Raw genomic sequence first — 20,112 nt, forward strand, 5'->3', positions numbered from 1 at the left:
CACAGCAACGTGCGGCTGATCGAGGACACCGCGAAGGCACCAGAGCGGCTCAAGCGGTTTGCGGCGCGGGCGCGCACGACCGACGAGAAGCGTAGCCGGATGCTGCTGCCGCACGATTCCTACGAGCGGCACTACCAGCCCGAGATCAGCGCCGAGGATCTGGCGGGGGCGGAAGGCTACCCCCGTTACCGCCCCGCGATCATCGGCTGCATCACCTACCAGCTGGCGCAGGACATGAGCCTGCACCAGACGGTGTTTTCCTATGCGCTGTCGCGGATCGACAAGCGTGGGCGCGGCGGGCACCGGTTGACCGCCGGCCGCGAAATCCCGCTGGAACAAGCCAGGCTGGACTGGGCGGCCGGCGGTTTCGCCGACTGGGGACCGCGCCCAAAGTCATGGGCCGAGCCGCGCGATCAGGTCATCGACCAGCCGTGGCTGGCGGTGAGCGACTGGCCGGTGAGCGCGTTCGACGGGAAAGCGGCGAAGAACAGCGCGAGTTCGGCGATGTCCTCGACCGAGGTGAACTCGCCGTCGACCGTCTGGCCGAGCATGACCTTCCGGACCACCTCGTCCTCGGAAATGCCGAGTTCGCGGGCCTGTTCGGGGATCTGCTTGTCGACCAGCGGGGTGCGGACGAAGCCGGGGCAGATCACGTTGGAGCGCACGCCCTTGGGACCGCCTTCCTTGGCGATGACGCGGGCAAGCCCGAGCAGCCCGTGCTTGGCGGTGACATAGGCGCTCTTGAGCGGCGAGGCTTCCTTGGAATGGACCGAGCCCATCAAGATGACCGCGCCCGAACCTTGCGCGTACATGTGGGGCAGGACGGCCTTGGAGGTGAGGAACGCGCCGTCGAGATGGATCGCCAGCATCTTCTTCCAGTCGGCATAGGCGAACTGTTCCACCGGGTTGACGATCTGGATGCCGGCATTGGACACCAGCACGTCGACCGTGCCCCAACGCGCGACCACGGCCGCGACGCCGGCGTTCACCTGTGCCTCGTCGGTCACGTCCATCGCCACGGCCATGGCCGCGTCCGGATGCGCGGTGTTGATCGCGTCGGCAGCAGCCTGCGCCGCATCGAGCTTGAGGTCGGCGATGGCGACGCGCCCGCCCGCTTCGGCATAGCGCCTGGCGATGCCGAGGCCGATGCCGCTGGCTGCGCCGGTGACGATGGTGACCTTGTTGTCGAGTTTCATGCTGGCTTCCTTCATTGGTCCGGACAGGTCCCTGCTGGCGCAACGCGCGCCGCATCGCGGGGTGCCCTTCCTATTTTGCGGGATGGGGCCTTCAGGCGAGATCGAGGCTGATAATGCCGTGGCGGGGGCGCGGCCGGCCATGCCAGCGCGGGCTGGCCAGCGACCGCGTGACATCGCGGTGCCCGGCCTGCCAATGGCCTTCGACCGAGGTGCGCGAGAACTCGTAGTCCTTGCTGGGCGTCTCGTAGTCCTCGCAGCGGTTGATGAGTTGCAGCACGGTGACCCCGCCTTCGTGCGCGCGTCGGGTGAGCAGCGCGACGTCGGGATCGTCGCGCAGGCTTTCGGGCAGCTTTTCCGCCAGCCGCGCGGCGGCGGCCTGAAGCGCTTCGATCCGCTTGGGCAGGTCGGTGTTCAGGCGGGTGCGGCTGGAAAAGCGGATGTCCTTTTCGCGCTGGGCGGCTTCGGCAAGGCTGCGCGGCATCATCCCGCGCGCGCTGAACAGATCGACCTGGAACACCAGCAGGTCATGGCGCTGGTCTTCGTTGTCGCGCATGTCGAGCACGTATTGCAGCGGGGTGTTCGAGACGATGCCCCCGTCCCAGTAAGGTTCGCCGTCGATCATCACCGGCGGCAGGCCGGGGGGCAGCGCGCCGCTGGCCATGATGTGATCGGGTTCGATCAGACGGTCGCGGTTGTCGAAATAGACGAAGTTGCCCGTCAACACGTTGACCGCGCCCACGCTGAAGCGCACCGGGCCGTTGTTCAGCAGGTCGAAATCGACGAGATCGAGCAGGGTCTGGCGCAAGGGCGCGGTGTCATACACGCTGATCGCCTCGGGCGAGCCGGGCAGCGCCAGCCACGGCGGCGTGGTGCGCGGCGTGAAGAAGCCGGGAATGCCGGTGAGCGCGACCCAGCCGGCCGCCGCCTCGTTGAACAGGCGCCGGCCCCAGCCTTGCGCAAAGGGCGAGGGGTAGGGAACGCGGGAAGAAGCCTGCTCCCAGAAGGCGCGCAGTCGCTCCACCCGCCGCTCGGGCGGATTGCCGGCGATGAGCGCGGCGTTGATCGCGCCGATCGAGATGCCGCCGATCCAGTCCGGCTCGTGCCCGGCCTGGGCGAGCGCCTCGAACACGCCGGCCTGATAGGCGCCCAGCGCGCCGCCGCCCTGAAGGACGAGCACGCATTTTTCGCGCGACCGGTTCCGCGATTGCACCGTTGCCATGTCGTTCCTTCCAGCGGTTCTGCGGGCAATTGTGCACTGCAACGTGGCATTGGCAAGACATCTTCGCCGATGCCGGGGCAGAGCCTTCCCATCCGCGCGCGCAGTCCCTACATACGCGCCATCATGGCCCGTCCGACCCCCGCTGCATTCGACAAGAAGAAGATCGTCGCCGAGAACCGGCGCGCGCGCTTCGATTATTATATCGAGGACGTGTTCGAGGCGGGCATCGCCCTGACCGGAACCGAAGTGAAGTCACTGCGGTTCGGCGAAGGCTCGATCGCCGAGAGCTATGCCGAGGTGAAGAACGGCGAGGTGTGGCTGATCAACTCGAACGTGCCCGAGTTCAGCCATGGCAACCGCTTCAATCACGTGCCGAAGCGCCCGCGCAAGCTGCTGCTGAAGGAACGCGAGATCAGCAAGTTCCACGGCGCGGTCGAGCGCAAGGGCATGACGCTGGTGCCGCTCTCAGTCTATTTCAACGGGCGCGGCCGCGCGAAGGTGGAACTGGCGCTGGCCAAGGGCAAGAACGCCGCCGACAAGCGCGCGACGACGAAGGAACGCGATTGGCAGCGCGACAAGGCCAGAATCATGCGCGAGCACGGGTGATCGCGTCGGAGGCGTATCATGCGCGAGCACGGGTGATCGCGCGGGGACGCTGCTTCACCGCCCGGAAAGGCTTCGCCGGCTAGATTGGTGTCATCGTCCCATGGCGGGACGATCGCGAGTGGGGTAATCCCCGAGGACCGATGCAGACCAGAATCGCCAATTGGGCCCGGGCCAACATGCCGACGCGCGAACAGATGGAGCGCAACCGCTTTGCGCGTCCGCTTGCCGCGCGCCATGAACTGTGGCGCTTCACCCGCCGTTCGGTACCGCGCGGCGTGGCCGTGGGGCTGTTCATCGGCATCTTCGCGATGATTCCCGGCGTGCAGATCGTGGGCGCGGCGGTTATGTGTCTGCCGTTCCGCGCGAACATCCCGATCGCGGCGCTGATGACGTTCATCTCGATCCCCCCGACGACGCTGTTCGTATTCCTGCCCGGGGCGATCTGGGTGGGCAACCGCTTCGGCTTCCATGCCGACATGGCGACCGTGTCGCATCTCGTCTCCCACGGGGCCGGGGTGGGCCAGTGGCTGGCCTGGCTGGGCACGGACGCGGCACCCTCGCTGGTCATCGGACTGGGCGTGATCTCGCTGGCGTCGGCGGTGGTCGGCTATTTCGTGTCGGCAGTCGGCTGGCGCTGGTGGACCGCGCACAAGCGGCGCACGCGGCTGATGCGCAGCGAGGCGAGGGACTTTCCGGAGTGAATTCAGGCGAGGGGACGAACGTGGCGGGCATGGCGGGAAGCGATACGGTTTCCGCGGCCCAGGTGCGGCTTCCCCTGCGCGAGGTGCTGGCGGTTGCTGCTGGCGTGGCGGTTTCGGCGGGGTTGCTGTGGGCCGTCTCGCGTGAGCCGCTGGTCGTGCTCGCTTTCGTGGCGGGCATGGCGCTGCTCGCCGTGCTGCTCCATCTCCTGCTGCGCTTGCGGCCCGAGGTCGAACTTCCCGATTTTGCCGTTCCCGACTGGTCGGTGACTCATGCCGCTATCGACCGCCCGGACGAAGCCGTGGCCATTACCGACCGCGCCGGACGGCTGGTTTGCGCCAACGGCCGTTTCGGTGAATGGTTCGGGGCGAGCGCAGTGCCGCCGCGCCTTCCGGTCGATCCCGTCGATGCGGACGTGGTGGAAAATGCCGGCCGCGCCGCGTGGCGCGACGGGCGTGCCCACGCCGCTGGCGTCGCCGCGGGGCAGAACCTGCTGCGGCTGGACGTCCACCGCGCCGGGCGGGGCGAAAACTATCTCGTCTGGCGCTTCGTGCCAGTGGCCGAACACAATATCCTTGCCGAAGTGGCCGGCCATGTCGGCGGGAAGACCGGGCGCGCGCTGGCCCGGGAAGGCATCCAGACCGCGATGGTCGCGCCCGATGGGCAGGTGCTGGCCGCCAACGCGGCGTTCGCGCTGCGTGCCGCGGGCAGCGAGGCGAGCGACCTTGTCGGAACAGACTTCGTGGGCTGGTTCCGCTCCGATGAGCACGAGCGCGTTTTCTATGCCAGCGAAGGCGCGAAAGGCGCGCCTGTGCGCTTCGTCCACGTGCCGGTGGCCGATCCCGACGAAGCCGGCGATGTCGATCCGGCGCGGACGGCCTCGCTGTTCCTGCTGATCGACGATCAGGCCGGCATTGGCGATCCGCGCGCGGGCCTGCCGCAGATCGAGGCGCTGCTGTCTCGCTTGCCGCTGGGGCTGGCCATGACCGACCGCGACGGGCGCTTCCTGTTCGCCAACCGTGCCTTCCTGCGCGCGGCCGGGCACGAGGACCCCAACGTGCCGCCGACCTACCCTTCGGACCTTGTCATCCGCGAGGACAAGGGGGCGCTGGCGGATGCGGTGCGCCGCTATGCGCAGGGCACGCCGATGGCCGGCGACGTGGCGGTGCGGCTGCGCGCGGCCCCGGATGAGCCGGTGTCGCTTAGCCTGGCGGGGGTGCGCGGGCTGGGCGAAGGCGCGGTGCTGCTCAGCCTCAAGGATTCGTCGGAGGAAACCCGGCTCAAGCGCGAGATCGCGCAGGCCACCAAGATGCAGGCCGTGGGCCAGCTGGCGGGCGGCGTGGCGCACGATTTCAACAACGTGCTGACCGCGATCATCGGCTATTGCGACCTGATGCTGATGCGCCACACGCCGGGCGACAGCGACTATGACGACATCCAGCAGATCAAGGCCAATTCCAACCGCGCCGCGTCGCTGACCCGGCAGTTGCTGGCGTTCTCGCGCCAGCAGACGCTGCGCCCCGAAGTGCTGCAACTGCCCGATGTGGTGGCGGAGGTCTCCACCCTGCTGAAGCGGCTGCTGGGCGAGAAGATCAGCCTGGAAGTCACCCATGACCGCGAACTGGGCTTCGTGCGCGCGGACCCGGTGCAGCTGGAGCAGGTGCTGCTCAACCTCGCGGTCAACGCGCGCGATGCGATGGCGGGCGGCAAGGCGGGGGGCATCCTGCGACTGAAGACGCGCCGGATCACCGCCGCCGACGTGCGCGCGATGAAAAGCGAGATCCTGCCGATTGGCGATTATACCGCGCTGATCGTGGAGGACACCGGCCACGGCATCAAGCCCAGCCAGATCGGCAAGATCTTCGAGCCGTTCTTCACCACCAAGGAAAAGGGCAAGGGCACCGGGCTGGGGCTTTCCACCGTCTATGGCATCGTCAAGCAATCGGGCGGGTTCATCTTTGCCGAGAGCGAAGTGGGCAGGGGCACGAAGTTCACCGTCTACCTGCCTGTGCATGTGCCCGATCCGGCCGACCTGGCCGAGGCTGCCAAGCCCAAGGCCGAGGCGCGCCGTGCCGAATGGAGCGGCGGCGGGCGCGTGCTTTTGGTGGAGGACGAGGACACCGTTCGCGCCGTGGCCGAACGCGCGCTGGTGCGGCAGGGCTACGAAGTGGTCACGGCGGCGGACGGCGAGGAGGGGCTGGAAGCGCTGGGCCGGACGATTGCGGCCGGCGGCGATTTCGACCTCGTGGTCTCGGACGTGGTGATGCCCAGCATGGACGGCCCGGCGATGGCGCGCGAAATCCGCCGCATCCGCGCGGACCTGCCCGTGCTGTTCATGTCCGGCTATGCCGAGGAACAGCTGCGGCGCGACATCGATATTCCCAATATGCACTTCCTCGCCAAGCCGTTCAGCGTCGCGCAGATCGTGGCGGCGGTGGAGGACGTGCTGCGCGCCGGCTGACCGGCTGGCCGCGGGGTTCGACTCGGGTAGGGCGCTGGGTGCGGCGGGCGCGTGACGGAAAATCGTTTCGGATTCGGCGGTGCAACGGCTGGCGGCGCGGGCCGACAGGTCTTTGGCGGAGCTTGCCTGGCCCGGAAAAGCCCTTGTCCACTAAGTGCTTGACCCGGTTTGTTTCCATTTTGGCGAGAAATTTTTGTTCCCCTCTTGTTCGTATGGAACAAACGGAATACACAGGTGCCTGTTGACGGTTCGTGTGGGCCATCTCTAGGCAAGGGAAAGCAAAGCCATGGCGGCGCAGCTCAAGCTCATTCAGGAAGGCAAAGACAAGCACATGGACCGTCAGAAGGCGCTCGACGCCGCGCTTGCCCAGATCGACAAGGCATTCGGCAAGGGGTCGGCCATGCGGCTCGGCTCGAAGGAAACCATGCAGGTCGAGGCGATCTCGACCGGCTCGCTCGGGCTGGACATCGCGCTGGGCGTCGGCGGGCTGCCGCGCGGCCGCGTCATCGAGGTCTACGGGCCGGAAAGTTCGGGCAAGACCACGCTCGCGCTCCACGTCATCGCCGAGGCGCAGAAGGGCGGCGGCACTGCGGCCTTCGTCGACGCGGAACACGCGCTCGATCCGGTCTATGCCAAGAAGCTGGGCGTCAACATCGACGAACTGATCGTCTCGCAGCCTGACACGGGCGAGCAGGCGCTGGAAATCGTCGACACGCTGGTGCGCTCGAACGCCATCGACGTGCTGGTGGTCGATTCGGTCGCCGCGCTGGTGCCCCGCGCCGAAATCGAAGGCGAGATGGGCGACAGCCACGTCGGCCTTCAGGCGCGTCTGATGTCGCAGAGCCTGCGCAAGCTGACCGGCTCGATCAGCCGTTCGCGCTGCATGGTGATCTTCATCAACCAGCTGCGGATGAAGATCGGCGTGATGTACGGCAACCCGGAGACGACCACCGGCGGCAACGCGCTCAAGTTCTACGCCTCGGTCCGCCTCGACATCCGCCGCACCGGCCAGATCAAGGACCGCGACGAGATCGTCGGGAACGCGACACGCGTGAAGGTCGTGAAGAACAAGGTGGCGCCCCCGTTCAAGCAGGTCGAATTCGACATCATGTACGGCGAAGGCATTTCCAAGATCGGCGAGATCCTCGACCTCGGCGTCAAGGCCGGTCTGGTCGAGAAGTCTGGCGCCTGGTTCAGCTATGACAGCATTCGCATCGGGCAGGGGCGTGAGAACGCCAAGAATTTCCTGCGCGAGAACAAGGAACTTTGCGACCGCCTGGAAGCCGCGATCCGCGGCCGCACCGAGCAGGTCGCCGAAGGCCTGATGGCGGGTCCGGACGCGGACGACGACATCTGAGCTTTCAGGCGTCGGAAGCCTCCATCCTTTCCCTTTCCGCCGCCAGATCAAAGAACGGCGCGTTCCCCGGCAGGAACGCGCCGTTTTCTTTTGATTGCCGCGGCTCTCCCCCGGCCTTGGCTCTCCCTAGCTTGCTGCGATTCTCCTACGCCGCCAGCTTCGCCTTGGCCTGAACCACTTCGTCGGCCTGCCGGCCCGACAGTTCGGCGAGGTGGTCGGGCTGCGCGGTAAAGCTGGCGAGGCCCTGGCTGAGCGAACGGAGCTCGGCATCGAGCCCGTGCAGGCTGGCTTCGGGCATCATCGCTTCAACCCGTTCCCACCGGTCCCATTCGGGATGGGGGGCGAGTCCCAGGATCTGCCCGCGCCGGGTGGACAGGACCGACCCCGCTTTCGAACCGGTGCCCGCGGGCGTGTCGATGGTCACCCGGCAGATGGGCTCGAGCAGATAGGGCGCGGCCTGCGCCAGCGCGTCGGTCATGGCCAGACGTCCCGCGAGGCGGAAGGCGAGTTCCGAACTGTCCACGGCGTGGAAGCTGCCGTCGGTCAGCGTGACCGCGACATCCACAACCGGGAAGCCGAGCGGGCCGCAGGCCATGGCATCGCGCACGCCGGCCTCGACCGCGGGAATCCATTGCTTCGGAATGGCCCCGCCGGTGATGCGCTCTTCGAACACGAAGCCGGCGCCGGGATCGAGCGGCCGGATTTCGATCACGGCGTCGCCATACTGGCCATGTCCGCCCGACTGCTTCTTGTGCCGTCCGCGCGCGCCGGCCGCCTTGCGGATCGATTCGCGATAGGCGATTGCCGGTGGCGCGGTATCGAGCGCGACGCCGCTGCGCCGCTTCAGCCGCGCCAGCACCACCGCAAGATGCTCGTCGTTGATCCCGCCGAGCAGCGTGGCATGGCTTTCCTCGTCGCGGGTCCACACCAGTGCCGGGTCCTCCTCGCACAGCTTGTGGAGCGCGGCGGAAAGTTTCACGTCGTCCTTGCGGTCGCGCGTAGTCACGGCCAGTGCGGCGTTGCGCGGGGGCAGGGCCAGCTCGGTCGCTTCGGGCGCATCGGCATCGCGGCGCAGCAGGGCGCCGACGCGCACGCCTTCGAGCCGGGCCACCGCGACGACCTCGCCGGGCCTCGCCGCTGCGATCTTGGCGGTCTTGTCGCCCTGCACCGCGAACAGGCCGCCGGTGCGCTGGCCGCCGATGGTATCGCCTTCGTGCAGGGTTCCGCCCAGCACACGCCCTATGGCGAGGCGGCCGATCGCGCCGCCGTTGCTCACCTTGAACACGTGCAGCGCGCCGCCGGAGCCCTCTACGCCGAGCCGGGCAGCCGCCGCGTCGGGCGCGGGAGCTTCGTGGCGCAGCAGCTTGAGCAGGCGGCGCACCCCGCCGTCCTGCAGGGCCGAGCCGAACAGCACGGGGACGACGCGGTTGGTGGCGGTATCTACGGCGAGGTCGGCCAGGACGGTTTCGGCGCCGGGCTCCTCGTCCATCAGCAGCGCTTCCATCAGCGTGTCATCGAAATCGGCGAGCGTTTCGAGCAGCGCCTGCCGTTCGGCCTTTTCGCGCATTTCAAGCTCGCCGGGAATCGCCACGGGCTCGGACGGGGCACCCGGCCGGTAACGCCATGCGCGTTCCAGCGCGACGTCGACATAACCCGTCACCTGCTCGCCTTCGCGGATCGGAAACTCGCGTAGCACCAACGGCTCGCGGCTGAGCGGCTGGAGAGCTGCCAGCACTTCACGCACCGATCCTGCACGCGCACCATCGATCTTGTTGATGAAAATGGCGTGCGGAATTTCGAGCGCATCGAGTCGCCGCAGGATGGGGCCGGCGAGCGCGGCGCGTTCGGGTGCCGGATCGACCACCACCACCGCCATGTCCATCGCGGTGAGGGCGGGGAAGCCGTCGGCGGCAAAGCCGGTGCCGCCGGGGGTGTCGAGCAGGGCGAAGCGCTCCCCCAGATAGTCGAAATGCAGCACGTTGGTTTCGGTCGAGCCGCGGCGTGCGCGGGCTTCGGGGCTGGCATCGCCCGCGCTTGTTCCCGCTTCGACGCTGCCCTTGCGTGGCAGGGTGCCGGCGGCGTGGAGCAGAGCTTCGGCCAAGCTTGTCTTGCCCGTTCCTGCCGGGCCGACCAGCGCGATCGCCCGGACAGGTCCGGACCCGGCGCCGGCCTCCCGGCCGCCTTTGCCTCCGTGGACTTGGGTTTCCTTCAGGTTGCTGCCCATCGTCGCCTCCTTTCATGCGAAGGCGCGTCGGGCGCTGGTTCGTCGCACGCCTGACGCGCAGGGGGACCGTGAACGGATGGTCTGCCTGCCGGGCGTGAGTCGCAAGTGCAAAACGGAACTGCTTGCCGCTTGCCGCGCCCGTCCCGCAGGCGTAGCCTTCCGTGATGACGGATGCGCGAGACTGGGAAGGCGGCGTTGGCCGCAACTGGGCCGCCGAGTGGCAGCGGACCGATCGGTCTTTTGCGGCGCTCACCCCGCGCCTGTTGGAATGCATTGCGCAGCAATCCGGCGTGCGCGTGGTCGATATCGGCTGCGGCGCTGGCGAGCTTTCCATCGGTGTGGCGCGCGCCCGGCCGCACGCGCACGTGACCGGCATCGACTTGTCCCAAGACTTGCTGGCGGTGGCCGCCGCGCGGGCTGAAGGCGTGCCCAACGTATCGTTCGAGCGGGCGGATGCGTCGCGCTGGATCGATCCGGATCGGGCGCCCGATCTCTATGTCTCGCGCCATGGCGTGATGTTCTTCGACGATCCGCCCGCCGCTTTCGCCCATCTTGCGCGGGCGTCGATGCCGGGGGCGCGGCTGGTGTTCTCGTGCTTCCGCGCGGTGGAGGAAAATGGCTGGGCTGCGGAAATATCCCGGCTGTTGCCCCCTGCGCCGCCTCCATCCACGCCGGTCGGGCCCTATCCGCCGGGTCCCTTCGCCTTTGCTGATCCGGAACACGTCCGCCACTGCCTCGCGGGGTGGAAGGACATTGCCTTCACCCCGTTCGATTTCTCCTATGTCGCGGGCAGCGGGGAATCGCCGGTGGCCGATGCGCTGGCCTTTTTCCAGCGAATCGGTCCGGCAGCCTTTGCCATTCGTACATTGCCCGACAGCGCCCGCGCTTCGTTCGAAAAGCGGCTGGAAGAGCTGGTCCGGTCGCGTCTGGCGGCCGGTCAGGTGACGTTTCCGTCGGCCGTCTGGCTCGTGACCGCAACGGCCGATCACAGATAGAGATGAATCGTGCTTGTTCCGCGTCGAACGCTCGCCTAATTCGCGGCGCATGACGTCGACGAACGAAATCCGCCGCTCCTTCCTCGAATACTTCGGCTCCAACGGGCACGAGGTGGTCCAGTCTGCGCCGCTGGTCCCCTATAACGACCCGACGCTGATGTTCACGAACGCGGGCATGGTCCCGTTCAAGAACGTGTTCACCGGGCTGGAAACGCGCGCGACACCCCGCGCCACATCCTCGCAGAAGTGCGTGCGCGCGGGCGGCAAGCACAACGATCTCGACAATGTCGGTTATACCGCGCGCCACCATACGTTCTTTGAAATGCTGGGCAATTTCTCGTTCGGCGATTACTTCAAGGAACAGGCGATCACCCATGCCTGGACCCTGCTGACGCGCGAATGGGCGCTGCCCAAGGACAAGCTGCTCGTCACCGTCTATCACACCGACGACGAAGCCTTCGACCTGTGGAAGAAGATCGCGGGCCTGCCTGATGACCGCATCATCCGCATCGCCACCAAGGACAACTTCTGGGCGATGGGCGACGATGGCCCGTGCGGTCCGTGCTCTGAAATCTTCTTCGACCACGGCGATCACATCTGGGGTGGCCCTCCGGGATCGCCGGAAGAGGACGGCGATCGCTTCATCGAGATCTGGAATCTCGTGTTCATGCAGTTTGAGCAGACCGCCGGCGAGATCACCGGCAACCTGCCCAAGCCGAGCATCGACACCGGCATGGGGCTGGAGCGCCTCGCCGCGGTGATGCAGGGCGTGCACGACAACTATGACATCGACACGTTCAAGGCGCTGATCGCGGCCAGCGAAAGCCTGACCGGGGTGAAGGCCGCGGGCGAGAACACCGCCAGCCACCGCGTGATCGCGGACCACCTGCGCTCCACCAGCTTCCTGCTGGCCGATGGCGTGCTGCCGTCCAACGAAGGGCGCGGCTATGTCCTGCGCCGCATCATGCGCCGCGCCATGCGCCACGCGCACCTGCTGGGTGCGAAGGATCCGCTGATGCACCGGCTGGTGGGGGCGCTCGTCACCGAGATGGGCCAGGCCTATCCCGAGCTGGGCCGCGCGCAGCCGTTGATCGAGGAAACGCTGCTGCGCGAGGAAGTGCAGTTCCGCCGCACGCTGTCGAACGGTCTGAAGCTGCTCGACGAGGCGACCGGCACGCTGGGCGAGGGCGACAAGCTGCCCGGCGAAACCGCGTTCCGGCTCTATGACACGTATGGCTTCCCCTATGACCTGACCGAGGACGCGCTGCGCGCACGCGGCATCAGCGTGGACAAGGACGGCTTCGACGCGGCGATGGCGCAGCAGAAGGCCGCCGCCCGCGCCGCGTGGAAGGGATCGGGCCAGGCCGCCGACAGCGAGGTGTGGTTCGATATCGCCGAGCGCGAGGGGGCGACCGAGTTCACCGGCTATACCGCCACCACCGGCGAAGGCGTGGTCGTGGCGCTGGTCAAGGACGGCAAGGAAGTCACCGAGGCCAGGGCCGGTGACGAAGTGACCGTCCTGACCAACCAGACCCCGTTCTATGGCGAAAGCGGCGGGCAGATGGGCGATACCGGCACGATCACCGGCGCCGATGGCCTGCACCTGACCGTGGCCGACACGGCCAAGCCGCTCGGCCGCCTCCACGCCCATGCGGCGAAGGTGGATGCCGGCACGCTCAAGGTGGGCGATGCGGTGCAGCTGGTGGTGGACGTGGCGCGCCGCGATGCGACCCGTGCCAACCATTCCGCCACGCACCTGCTGCACGCGGCGCTGCGCCACCGGCTGGGCGCGCACGTCACGCAGAAGGGCTCGATGGTTTCCGCCGACCGCCTGCGCTTCGACTATTCGCACCCGACCGCGCTGACGGCCGAGGACATCGCCGCGATCGAGGCCGAAGTGAACGCCGAGATCCGCGCGAACGAGCCGGTGACCACGCGCCTGATGACGCCCGACGACGCCATTGCCGCCGGTGCGATGGCGCTGTTCGGCGAAAAGTATGGCGATGAAGTGCGCGTGCTCAGCATGGGCCGCGTGACGGACCTGCCCTATTCGGTCGAACTGTGCGGCGGCACCCACGTGCGCGCGCTGGGCGATATCGGCGTGCTGCGCATCGTATCGGAAAGCGCGGTGTCTTCGGGCGTGCGCCGCATCGAGGCGCTGACCGGTGAAGGCGCGCGCCAGTGGCTGGTGAGCCGCGAGGACGCGCTGAAGGGCACGGCCGGGCTGCTGCGCACGACGCCCGATGATGTCGAAAACCGCGTGGCCGCGCTGCTCGACGAGCGCCGCAAGCTGGAACGCGAACTGGCCGAGGCGAAGAAGGCGCTCGCGCTGGGCGGCGGCGGTGCCAAGGCGGAGAGCGCCGACGAGGACGTGGGCGGGATCAAGTTCTCGGGCCAGGTGCTCGATGGTCTGGACCCCAAGGAACTGCGCGGGCTGCTCGACCAGGCCAAGCAGCGACTCGGCTCCGGCGTGGCGGTGATCGTGGCGGTGAACGAAGGCAAGGCCAGCGTCGCTGCTGCCGTGACCGAGGACATGGTCGGCAAGGTCAGCGCGGTCGACCTCGTCCGTGCCGGCGTCGAGGCGCTGGGCGGCAAGGGCGGCGGCGGCCGTCCCGACATGGCGCAGGGCGGCGGGCCGGACGGCAGCAAGGCGGCCGAGGCCATCGCGGCGGCAAAGGCCGTGCTGGGCGGGTAAACCGCGCCTCGCGATGTCCAAGGAGATGTGGATAGGGGAGGGCGCAAGTCCTCCCTTTTTTCATGCGTTCAAGGCTGCTTGGTCACGGCAGCGGCGCGAGATTTTCCAGCAGGCTTTCGAGATGCGCGCGGCCGAGTCTGCTCCATACGTTATAGGTACACGTCTGGCCGCCCACCCGCACGTAGGCCAGCGAGTTGAGGCCATGGCCATCGGGATTGCCGGCGGGATAGGGTTGTGCGCCCTCGATGCCGTAGCCGGCGAAGGCGGGGCGGGGCAGCTGTTCGAGATCGCGGAATAAGGGCCACTGCCCGGCAAGGCGTGCGCGGTGTTCGCTGGCGGGCTTGTCGTCCATGGGAAGCAGGCTCGTGCCCGCCAGGCCGAAGGCGCTACGCCTTCCGGGCTGGTCCCAGGCGACCGCCCATCCGCCGGAGAAGCGGGCGGGACGGGGCGTGCCGTCGGCCCCGGCGGTATCCGTGAAATGCAGCGGGGCGCAGCGGGCGCGGTTTTCCGCCTTGCGCCACTGCGCGCGGATCAGGCCATCGGCCAACGGAAGCCGGGCGACCGGGGGAGACGGTTCAGGCTCAGGCCCGATGTGGGGTGGCGGCGGTTGCGTTGGCGGGAGGGACGGCGGCGAGGGTCTGCTTGCCGGGCCGGGAGGGGCGGCGCGGGTTTCAGTCGTGGGCGGCGGATCCTGTGACTGCTGGTTGCAGGCACCAAGTGGTGCCAGCAGGATCAGGGGCAGAGCGCAAGTGCGGGCGGGGCGCAGGGTCATCATCCGGTCAATGGCCGGCAATGGCTCCGCGTTCCCGCCGGTTCACGCTGGCCGGTCGCGCAGCAGCGACGATTTGAGGCGCGGCGGCGCATCGAGTTCGCCGTCTTCCATGATCTGCTTGCGCAGTTCATCGCGCTTTTCGTGGATCGAGGCGATCACCGGGCCCATCGGCACGCCCAGATCGACCAGCACCGCTTCGGACAGTTGCAGCGAGCTTTCGAGCGTTTCGGGGACTGCGTGGCTCGCCCCTGCGCGGTATAGTTCGGCCGCGTGAACCGCATCGCGCGCGCGGACGATGATCGGCAGGTCGGCCCGCCGGGCGCGCAGCTTGCGCACGATGCGCGAGACGAGCACCGGCTCGTCCATCGTCAGGATCAGCGCGCGGGCATGGTCGAGGTCGAGCCGCTCGATCATCGCCTCGCTGTCGATGTTCCCGAACAGGACCGGCATTCCGGCCTTGCGCGCCTCGCGCACGAGCAGGGGATTGCTGTCGATGCCGATGAACGGCGTGCCGTGGACCTTCAGCATATCGCCCACCAGTCTGCCGACGCGGCCGAAGCCGAGGATGACGGCCCGGTCGCCCGCCGGCAACTCAACGTCCGCATCGGCGGCTCGCCCTTCCGCGCGTTCCACCCGGCGGCCGGACAGTTCGCCCAGCTTGGCGAGCAGAGGGGTGATGGTCAGGCCGATGGCGGTGACGATCTGCCAGTATTGCGCGGTCTCGGCATCGATCAACTGGGCCGTTGCGGCGGTGGCCAGCACGATGAGCGTGGTTTCCGACGGGCTGGCCATGAGGATGCCCGTCTGGAGCGCGGTCGCCCGCTCCTTGCCCATGACGCGCAGCGAGAAGCCGGTGACCAGCGCCTTGACCAGCACTACACCCGCCACGCCGAGCAGCAGCGGGCCGAAATTCGCCCAGACCACGCGCAAGTCGATGCCCATGCCGATGGTGATGAGGAATACGCCGAGTGCGAGGCCCTTGAACGGCTTGGTGATCGATTCCACCTCGCCGTGATATTCCGTCTCGGCGATCAGCAGGCCGGCAAGCAGCGCGCCCATGATCGGCGAGAGGCCCACCGCGCCGGTCGCCAGCGACGCCACGATCACGACCAGCAGACTGGCGGCCAGGAACAGCTCGGGGCTTTTGGTGTGGGCGGCCAGAGCGAACAGGCGAGGCAGCAGCAGCTTGCCCGCCGCCAGCAGCACCGCGATGACCAGCGCGCCCTTCCACAGCGTGTCGATCAGGCTTGGTCCGGCATTCGCCGCCGCCGGGGCCAGCGCGCCGAGCAGGAAGATGATCGGCACCAGCGCGATGTCCTCGAACAGCAGCATCGACAGCGCGGCGCGTCCGACAGGGCCCTGCGTGCCCGAAATCGGCAGGACCAGCGCGGTGGAGGACAGGGCAAGCGCGAGGCCAAGGCCCATGGCCCCCGATACGCCTTCGCCCGTCGCCAGCAGTACCAGCCCCAGCAGCGTTGCCGAAACCAGCAATTCGATCGCGCCCAGCCCGAACACCAGCCGCCGCATCGACCACAGGCGCTTGAACGAGAGTTCCAGCCCGATCTCGAACAGCAGCAGAATGATGCCGAACTCGGCGAATGGCTCGATCGCGTGCGGGTCGGAGATGGTGACGTGGTAGAGCCAGGGGTAGCGCGGCACGAGGGCGCCGAGCGCGTAGGGGCCGACCAGCACGCCCACCAGGATGAAGCCGATGATCGGTGTGATGCGAAGACGTGCGAACGCCGGGATGACGATGCCCGCCGCGCCCAGGATCACGAGCGCATCGGACAGCGCAGCGGTGGGTACAAGTGTTCCGGCCATGGGGCAGCCTACCCGCCGGAGCACACGCTTGTCACCCCTTGGGGGGCAACGCGGGGCCGGGCGGTAACACTTTGAATTGAAGCGGACGTCTGAAGGGTGGCAGCCCAGCCTGGGCCGGGGGGAAGGCGCAAACGAAAAAGGCCCCGGATCGCTCCGGGGCCTTCGCATTTCGTGCCGGAAAGGGCGGGGACGATCAGGCCCAGGTCGCCATTTCCTTGTCGAGGTTCTCGACGATGGCTTCGAAGAACTGCTCGGTGGTCATCCACGGCTGGTCGGGGCCGATCAGGATGGCGAGGTCCTTGGTCATCTTGCCGCTTTCGACGGTCTCGATGCAGATGCGCTCCAGCGTCTCGGCGAACTTCACCACTTCCGGCGTCTCGTCGAACTTGCCACGATAGATCAGGCCGCGGGTCCACGCGAAGATCGACGCGATCGGGTTGGTCGAGGTCTGCTTGCCCTGCTGGTGCTGGCGGTAGTGACGGGTCACCGTGCCGTGCGCCGCTTCGGCTTCGATGGTCTTGCCATCGGGGCTCATCAGCACCGAGGTCATCAGGCCGAGCGAACCGAAGCCCTGTGCCACGGTGTCCGACTGCACGTCGCCGTCGTAATTCTTGCAGGCCCAGACGAACTTGCCCGACCACTTGAGCGCCGAGGCGACCATGTCGTCGATCAGGCGGTGTTCGTAGACGATGCCGGCGGCGGCGAACTTTTCCTTGAAGCCTTCGGTCTCGTAGACTTCCTGGAACAGATCCTTGAAGCGGCCGTCGTAGGCCTTGAGGATGGTGTTCTTGGTCGACAGGTAGACCGGCCAGCCGAGGTTGAGGCCGTAGTTCAGGCTGGCGCGCGCGAAGTCGCGGATCGAGTCGTCGAGGTTGTACATCGCCATGGCGACGCCCGCGCTCGGGAAATCGAACACGTCGAGATCGATCTTCTCGCCGTTGTCGCCGTCCCACACCAGGCGCAGCTTGCCGGGGCCGGGGATCAGAGTGTCGGTGGCCTTGTACTGGTCGCCGAAAGCGTGACGACCGACCACGATCGGGTCGGTCCAGCCCGGAACCAGGCGGGGCACGTTCTGGATCACGATGGGTTCGCGGAAGACCACGCCGCCCAGGATGTTGCGGATGGTGCCGTTGGGCGACTTCCACATCTTCTTGAGCTTGAATTCCTCAACGCGGGCTTCGTCGGGGGTGATCGTGGCGCACTTCACGCCGACGCCATACTGCTTGATCGCGTTGGCGGAATCGATGGTGATCTGGTCAGCCGTCTCGTCGCGCTTCTCGACCGAGAGGTCGTAGTACTTCAGATCGATGTCGAGATAGGGCAGGATCAGGCGCTCGCGAATCCACTGCCAGATGATCCGGGTCATTTCGTCGCCGTCGAGCTCGACGACCGGGTTCTTCACCTTGATCTTCGCCATGTCCGTCCTGTCTTTTCCGGGGGAGGTTTGCGCACTCCCTTAGCAGAGGTTCTTGCGTGTGCAAGACGCGCCAAGGCAGGGTTTGACGCCTTCGTAAAGGTCCGCCGCGCGCCCTTCGCGGCGTGTCCATTTTCGCGGCCGGGGTCTGGACAGCGAGCGAGATCCGGTCCAATCCCTTTAAGCGATCAATTAAAACGTTCCTGTAGAGAAGGAAGCAAGGGATGAGCGAACCTGAAGTCCTGACCCACGTCGATGGCAACGTCCTCGTCGTGACCATCAACCGCCCTGAAGCCAAAAATGCGATGACCAAGGCCGCAGCCGAAGGCATTGCGGCGGCGATGGACCGGCTCGATGCCGAAGCCGACCTGCGATGCGCGATCCTGACCGGCGCGGGCGGCACGTTCTGCTCGGGCATGGATCTCAAGGGCTTCCTCCGCGGTGAGTCGCCCTCGATCAAGGGACGTGGTTTCGGCGGTCTTTCCGAATGGACGCCGAAGAAGCCGATCATCGCCGCTATTGACGGCTATGCGCTGGCGGGCGGCATGGAACTGGCGCTGGCCTGCGACCTGATCGTGGCCAACGCAGGCGCCAAGTTCGGCATTCCCGAAGCCAAGCGCGGCCTTGCGGCGGCTGCCGGCGGCTTGATCAAGCTGCCCCGCCAGATCCCGCCGCGCATCGCCATGGAACTGGCGCTGACCGGCGATTTCATCGACGCCAGGCGCGCCTATGAGCTGGGCTTCGTCAACCAGATCACCGAAGGCCCCGCGATCGAGGCGGCCAAGGCGCTGGCCGCGCGCGTTGCCGAGAACGGCCCGCTCGCGTTGATCGCGTCGAAGGGCATCATCCGCGATTCGCATGAATGGAGCGAAGCGGAGATGTGGAAGAAGCAGCAGGAATACATCGCCCCCGTGTTCTCCTCGAGCGACGCGCGCGAAGGCGCCGCCGCTTTTGCCGAGAAGCGCAAGCCGAACTGGCAGGGCAAGTAATCCGGCGGGCCGGGGCAGGGCGCAGGCCTTGCCCCGGCCGCCTCCCCATGATTCCCAGCGTTGGAGCAAAAGATGACGGCCGTGGCCGCTGACCGCATTCCCGTGATTGTCGCCATCGGCGAAGTCGCCGATCGCCCGACCGATCCCGCCGCTGCGCGAGAACCCGTGGTGTTGATGGCCGACGCGCTGCGCGCGGCCGAAGCCGACGCGGGCGTGCCTCTGCTGTCGGCGCTCGGTTCGATCGAGGTCGTCGGGCTGATCTCGTGGCCCTACAAGGACCCGGTCGGTCTGCTCTGCGAAAAGCTCGGCATTGCCCCGGCGCGCGCGATCAACGCCAGCATGGGCGGCGAAACGCCGATCCGGCTGGTCCACGATGCGGCATTGCGCATTGCGGCCGGCTCGAATGAAGTGGCGGCCATTGTTGGCGGCGAATCCGTGAACGCGGTGCAGAAAGCGCAGAAGTCCGGCGCAAAGCTCGACTGGACGCCGCCCTGCTCGCGTGATGAGCAGGTGAAGCTGGACTTCAGCAAGCTGCCGATGAGCGCAGCGGCCAAGGCCGCAGGCGCGGTCGCTCCCGTTCACATCTACCCGTTCTACGAAAACGCGGTGCAGGCGGTGAAGGGCGTGACCCCGGCGCAGGGGCGCAAGGCTTCTGCCGAGCTGTGGGCGCGTTATGCCAAGGTGGCGGCCGACAATCCCTATGCCTGGTTGCGCAATGCGCCCTCTGCCGAGGAAATCGGCGAAGTTTCGGTCAGCAACCGGCCGATCAGCTTCCCCTATACCAAGTTCAACGTCGCCAACATGATCGTCAACCAGTCGGGCGCGGTGGTCGTCGCCAGCCTGGCTTGGGCGCGCGCCGCTGGCATTCCCGAGGACAAGCTGATCCACATCTGGGGCGGCGCCGCGGCGGCCGAACCGGGCGACTACATGGAGCGCGATGACTACACCCATTCGTCCGCGCAGCGCGCCGTGCTGGAAAAGGCGGTCGAAGTGGCGGGAGGCGATGCCGCGAAGTTCGACCTTGCCGAGCTGTATTCCTGCTTCCCGGTCGTGCCCAAGATGGCCATCGAGATTGCCGGCCTGCGTCCTGAAGTCGAACCGACCACCGCTGGCGGGCTGACCTTCTTCGGCGGCCCGCTCAACAACTACATGACGCATGGCCTTGCCGGCATGGTGCGCAAGCTGCGCAATGGCGAGGGCAAGCTGGGTCTTGTCTATGGGCAGGGCGGGGTGGTTTCCAAGCACCACGCCATCGTTGTCTCGACGGAGCCCGCACCGGCGCCGCTGGCCCCGTCCTACAAGGTGCAGGACCGTGCAGATGCCGAGCGTGGCCCGGTGCCCGAAGTGACCGAGGACTATGCCGGCCCCGCCACGATCGAGACGTGGACGGTGATCCACAAGCCCGATGGCTCGGTCCAGAACGGCGCGGTGATCGCCCGCACGCCGGAAGGCAAGCGGCTGATCGCCAGCGTTCCGGCGGATGATACGGCGACCATCGCCGTGCTGACCGACATGGAACGCAACGCCGTGGGGCGTAGCGGGACGGTCAGCAAGGACGCCGAGGGCAAGATGATCTGGCGCGACGCTGCCTGATCGTCCGCTCCACGCGATGACATGAAAAAGCCCCGCTTCCGCGGGGCTTTTTTTTGTCGAAGCGCCCGGGT

The 20,112-nt window shown here is 67.4% G+C and carries 14 protein-coding genes; 8 read left to right on the forward strand and 6 right to left on the reverse strand.

Going from position 1 to position 20,112, the window contains the following annotated elements:
• Positions 1 to 413 precede the first annotated feature (413 nt).
• Together OLX02_RS08770 and OLX02_RS08775 are read right to left on the reverse strand one after the other, a co-directional pair.
• A complete protein-coding gene (locus OLX02_RS08770) occupies positions 414 to 1,196 on the reverse strand; it encodes a 3-hydroxybutyrate dehydrogenase (RefSeq protein WP_264422000.1) in 783 nt (260 codons plus the stop codon).
• Positions 1,197 to 1,287: 91 nt separating this feature from the next.
• A complete protein-coding gene (locus OLX02_RS08775; protein ID WP_264422001.1) occupies positions 1,288 to 2,373 on the reverse strand; it encodes a patatin-like phospholipase family protein in 1,086 nt (361 codons plus the stop codon).
• A 165-nt stretch (positions 2,374 to 2,538) separates the two neighbouring features.
• Here OLX02_RS08775 and smpB point away from each other — a divergent pair, with 165 nt between their 5' ends.
• From smpB to recA, 4 genes are all read left to right on the forward strand, one after another.
• Positions 2,539 to 3,021: an SsrA-binding protein SmpB gene (smpB, locus tag OLX02_RS08780; RefSeq protein WP_264422002.1), complete on the forward strand. Its 483-nt coding sequence runs from the start codon at positions 2,539 to 2,541 to the stop codon at positions 3,019 to 3,021.
• A 176-nt stretch (positions 3,022 to 3,197) separates the two neighbouring features.
• Positions 3,198 to 3,722 carry a DUF2062 domain-containing protein gene (locus tag OLX02_RS08785; RefSeq protein WP_264422004.1) on the forward strand — a complete coding sequence of 175 codons (525 nt, stop codon included), beginning with the start codon at positions 3,198 to 3,200 and terminating at the stop codon, positions 3,720 to 3,722.
• Positions 3,723 to 3,751: 29 nt separating this feature from the next.
• Positions 3,752 to 6,181 (forward strand): PAS domain-containing sensor histidine kinase, encoded by a 2,430-nt coding sequence (locus OLX02_RS08790; RefSeq protein WP_264422005.1) that lies wholly within the window; start codon positions 3,752 to 3,754, stop codon positions 6,179 to 6,181.
• Between the two features lie 286 nt (positions 6,182 to 6,467).
• A complete protein-coding gene (recA, locus tag OLX02_RS08795) occupies positions 6,468 to 7,538 on the forward strand; it encodes a recombinase RecA (RefSeq protein WP_264422006.1) in 1,071 nt (356 codons plus the stop codon).
• A gap of 145 nt (positions 7,539 to 7,683) precedes the next feature.
• Here the strand turns inward: recA and OLX02_RS08800 are convergent, their stop codons facing one another.
• The gene (locus tag OLX02_RS08800) at positions 7,684 to 9,762 is read right to left on the reverse strand and encodes an elongation factor G (protein ID WP_264422008.1); all 2,079 of its coding nucleotides are present in this window, start codon (positions 9,760 to 9,762) and stop codon (positions 7,684 to 7,686) included.
• Between the two features lie 164 nt (positions 9,763 to 9,926).
• Here OLX02_RS08800 and OLX02_RS08805 point away from each other — a divergent pair, with 164 nt between their 5' ends.
• Both OLX02_RS08805 and alaS read left to right on the forward strand, forming a co-directional pair.
• Complete coding sequence (locus OLX02_RS08805; RefSeq protein ID WP_264422010.1) at positions 9,927 to 10,757, forward strand: class I SAM-dependent methyltransferase; 831 nt, start codon at positions 9,927 to 9,929, stop codon at positions 10,755 to 10,757.
• Positions 10,758 to 10,806: 49 nt separating this feature from the next.
• Positions 10,807 to 13,452 carry an alanine--tRNA ligase gene (gene alaS, locus OLX02_RS08810; RefSeq protein WP_264422012.1) on the forward strand — a complete coding sequence of 882 codons (2,646 nt, stop codon included), beginning with the start codon at positions 10,807 to 10,809 and terminating at the stop codon, positions 13,450 to 13,452.
• An 82-nt stretch (positions 13,453 to 13,534) separates the two neighbouring features.
• Here the strand turns inward: alaS and OLX02_RS08815 are convergent, their stop codons facing one another.
• From OLX02_RS08815 to OLX02_RS08825, 3 genes are all read right to left on the reverse strand, one after another.
• The gene (locus tag OLX02_RS08815; RefSeq protein ID WP_264422013.1) at positions 13,535 to 13,999 is read right to left on the reverse strand and encodes a hypothetical protein; all 465 of its coding nucleotides are present in this window, start codon (positions 13,997 to 13,999) and stop codon (positions 13,535 to 13,537) included.
• 267 nt (positions 14,000 to 14,266) lie between these two features.
• Positions 14,267 to 16,045, reverse strand: a complete 1,779-nt coding sequence (locus OLX02_RS08820) for a cation:proton antiporter (protein WP_264422015.1) — start codon at positions 16,043 to 16,045, stop codon at positions 14,267 to 14,269.
• A 193-nt stretch (positions 16,046 to 16,238) separates the two neighbouring features.
• Positions 16,239 to 17,462 (reverse strand): NADP-dependent isocitrate dehydrogenase, encoded by a 1,224-nt coding sequence (locus OLX02_RS08825; RefSeq protein WP_264422017.1) that lies wholly within the window; start codon positions 17,460 to 17,462, stop codon positions 16,239 to 16,241.
• 221 nt (positions 17,463 to 17,683) lie between these two features.
• Here OLX02_RS08825 and OLX02_RS08830 point away from each other — a divergent pair, with 221 nt between their 5' ends.
• Both OLX02_RS08830 and OLX02_RS08835 read left to right on the forward strand, forming a co-directional pair.
• Entirely contained in the window at positions 17,684 to 18,448 is a 765-nt protein-coding gene (locus tag OLX02_RS08830; RefSeq protein WP_264422018.1) for a crotonase/enoyl-CoA hydratase family protein, read from the forward strand.
• 72 nt (positions 18,449 to 18,520) lie between these two features.
• A complete protein-coding gene (locus OLX02_RS08835) occupies positions 18,521 to 20,041 on the forward strand; it encodes an acetyl-CoA acetyltransferase (protein WP_264422020.1) in 1,521 nt (506 codons plus the stop codon).
• Positions 20,042 to 20,112: the final 71 nt, after the last annotated feature.

This window comes from Novosphingobium sp. KCTC 2891 (assembly GCF_025938155.1).
In the GTDB taxonomy this organism is placed as follows: Bacteria; Pseudomonadota; Alphaproteobacteria; order Sphingomonadales; family Sphingomonadaceae; genus Novosphingobium.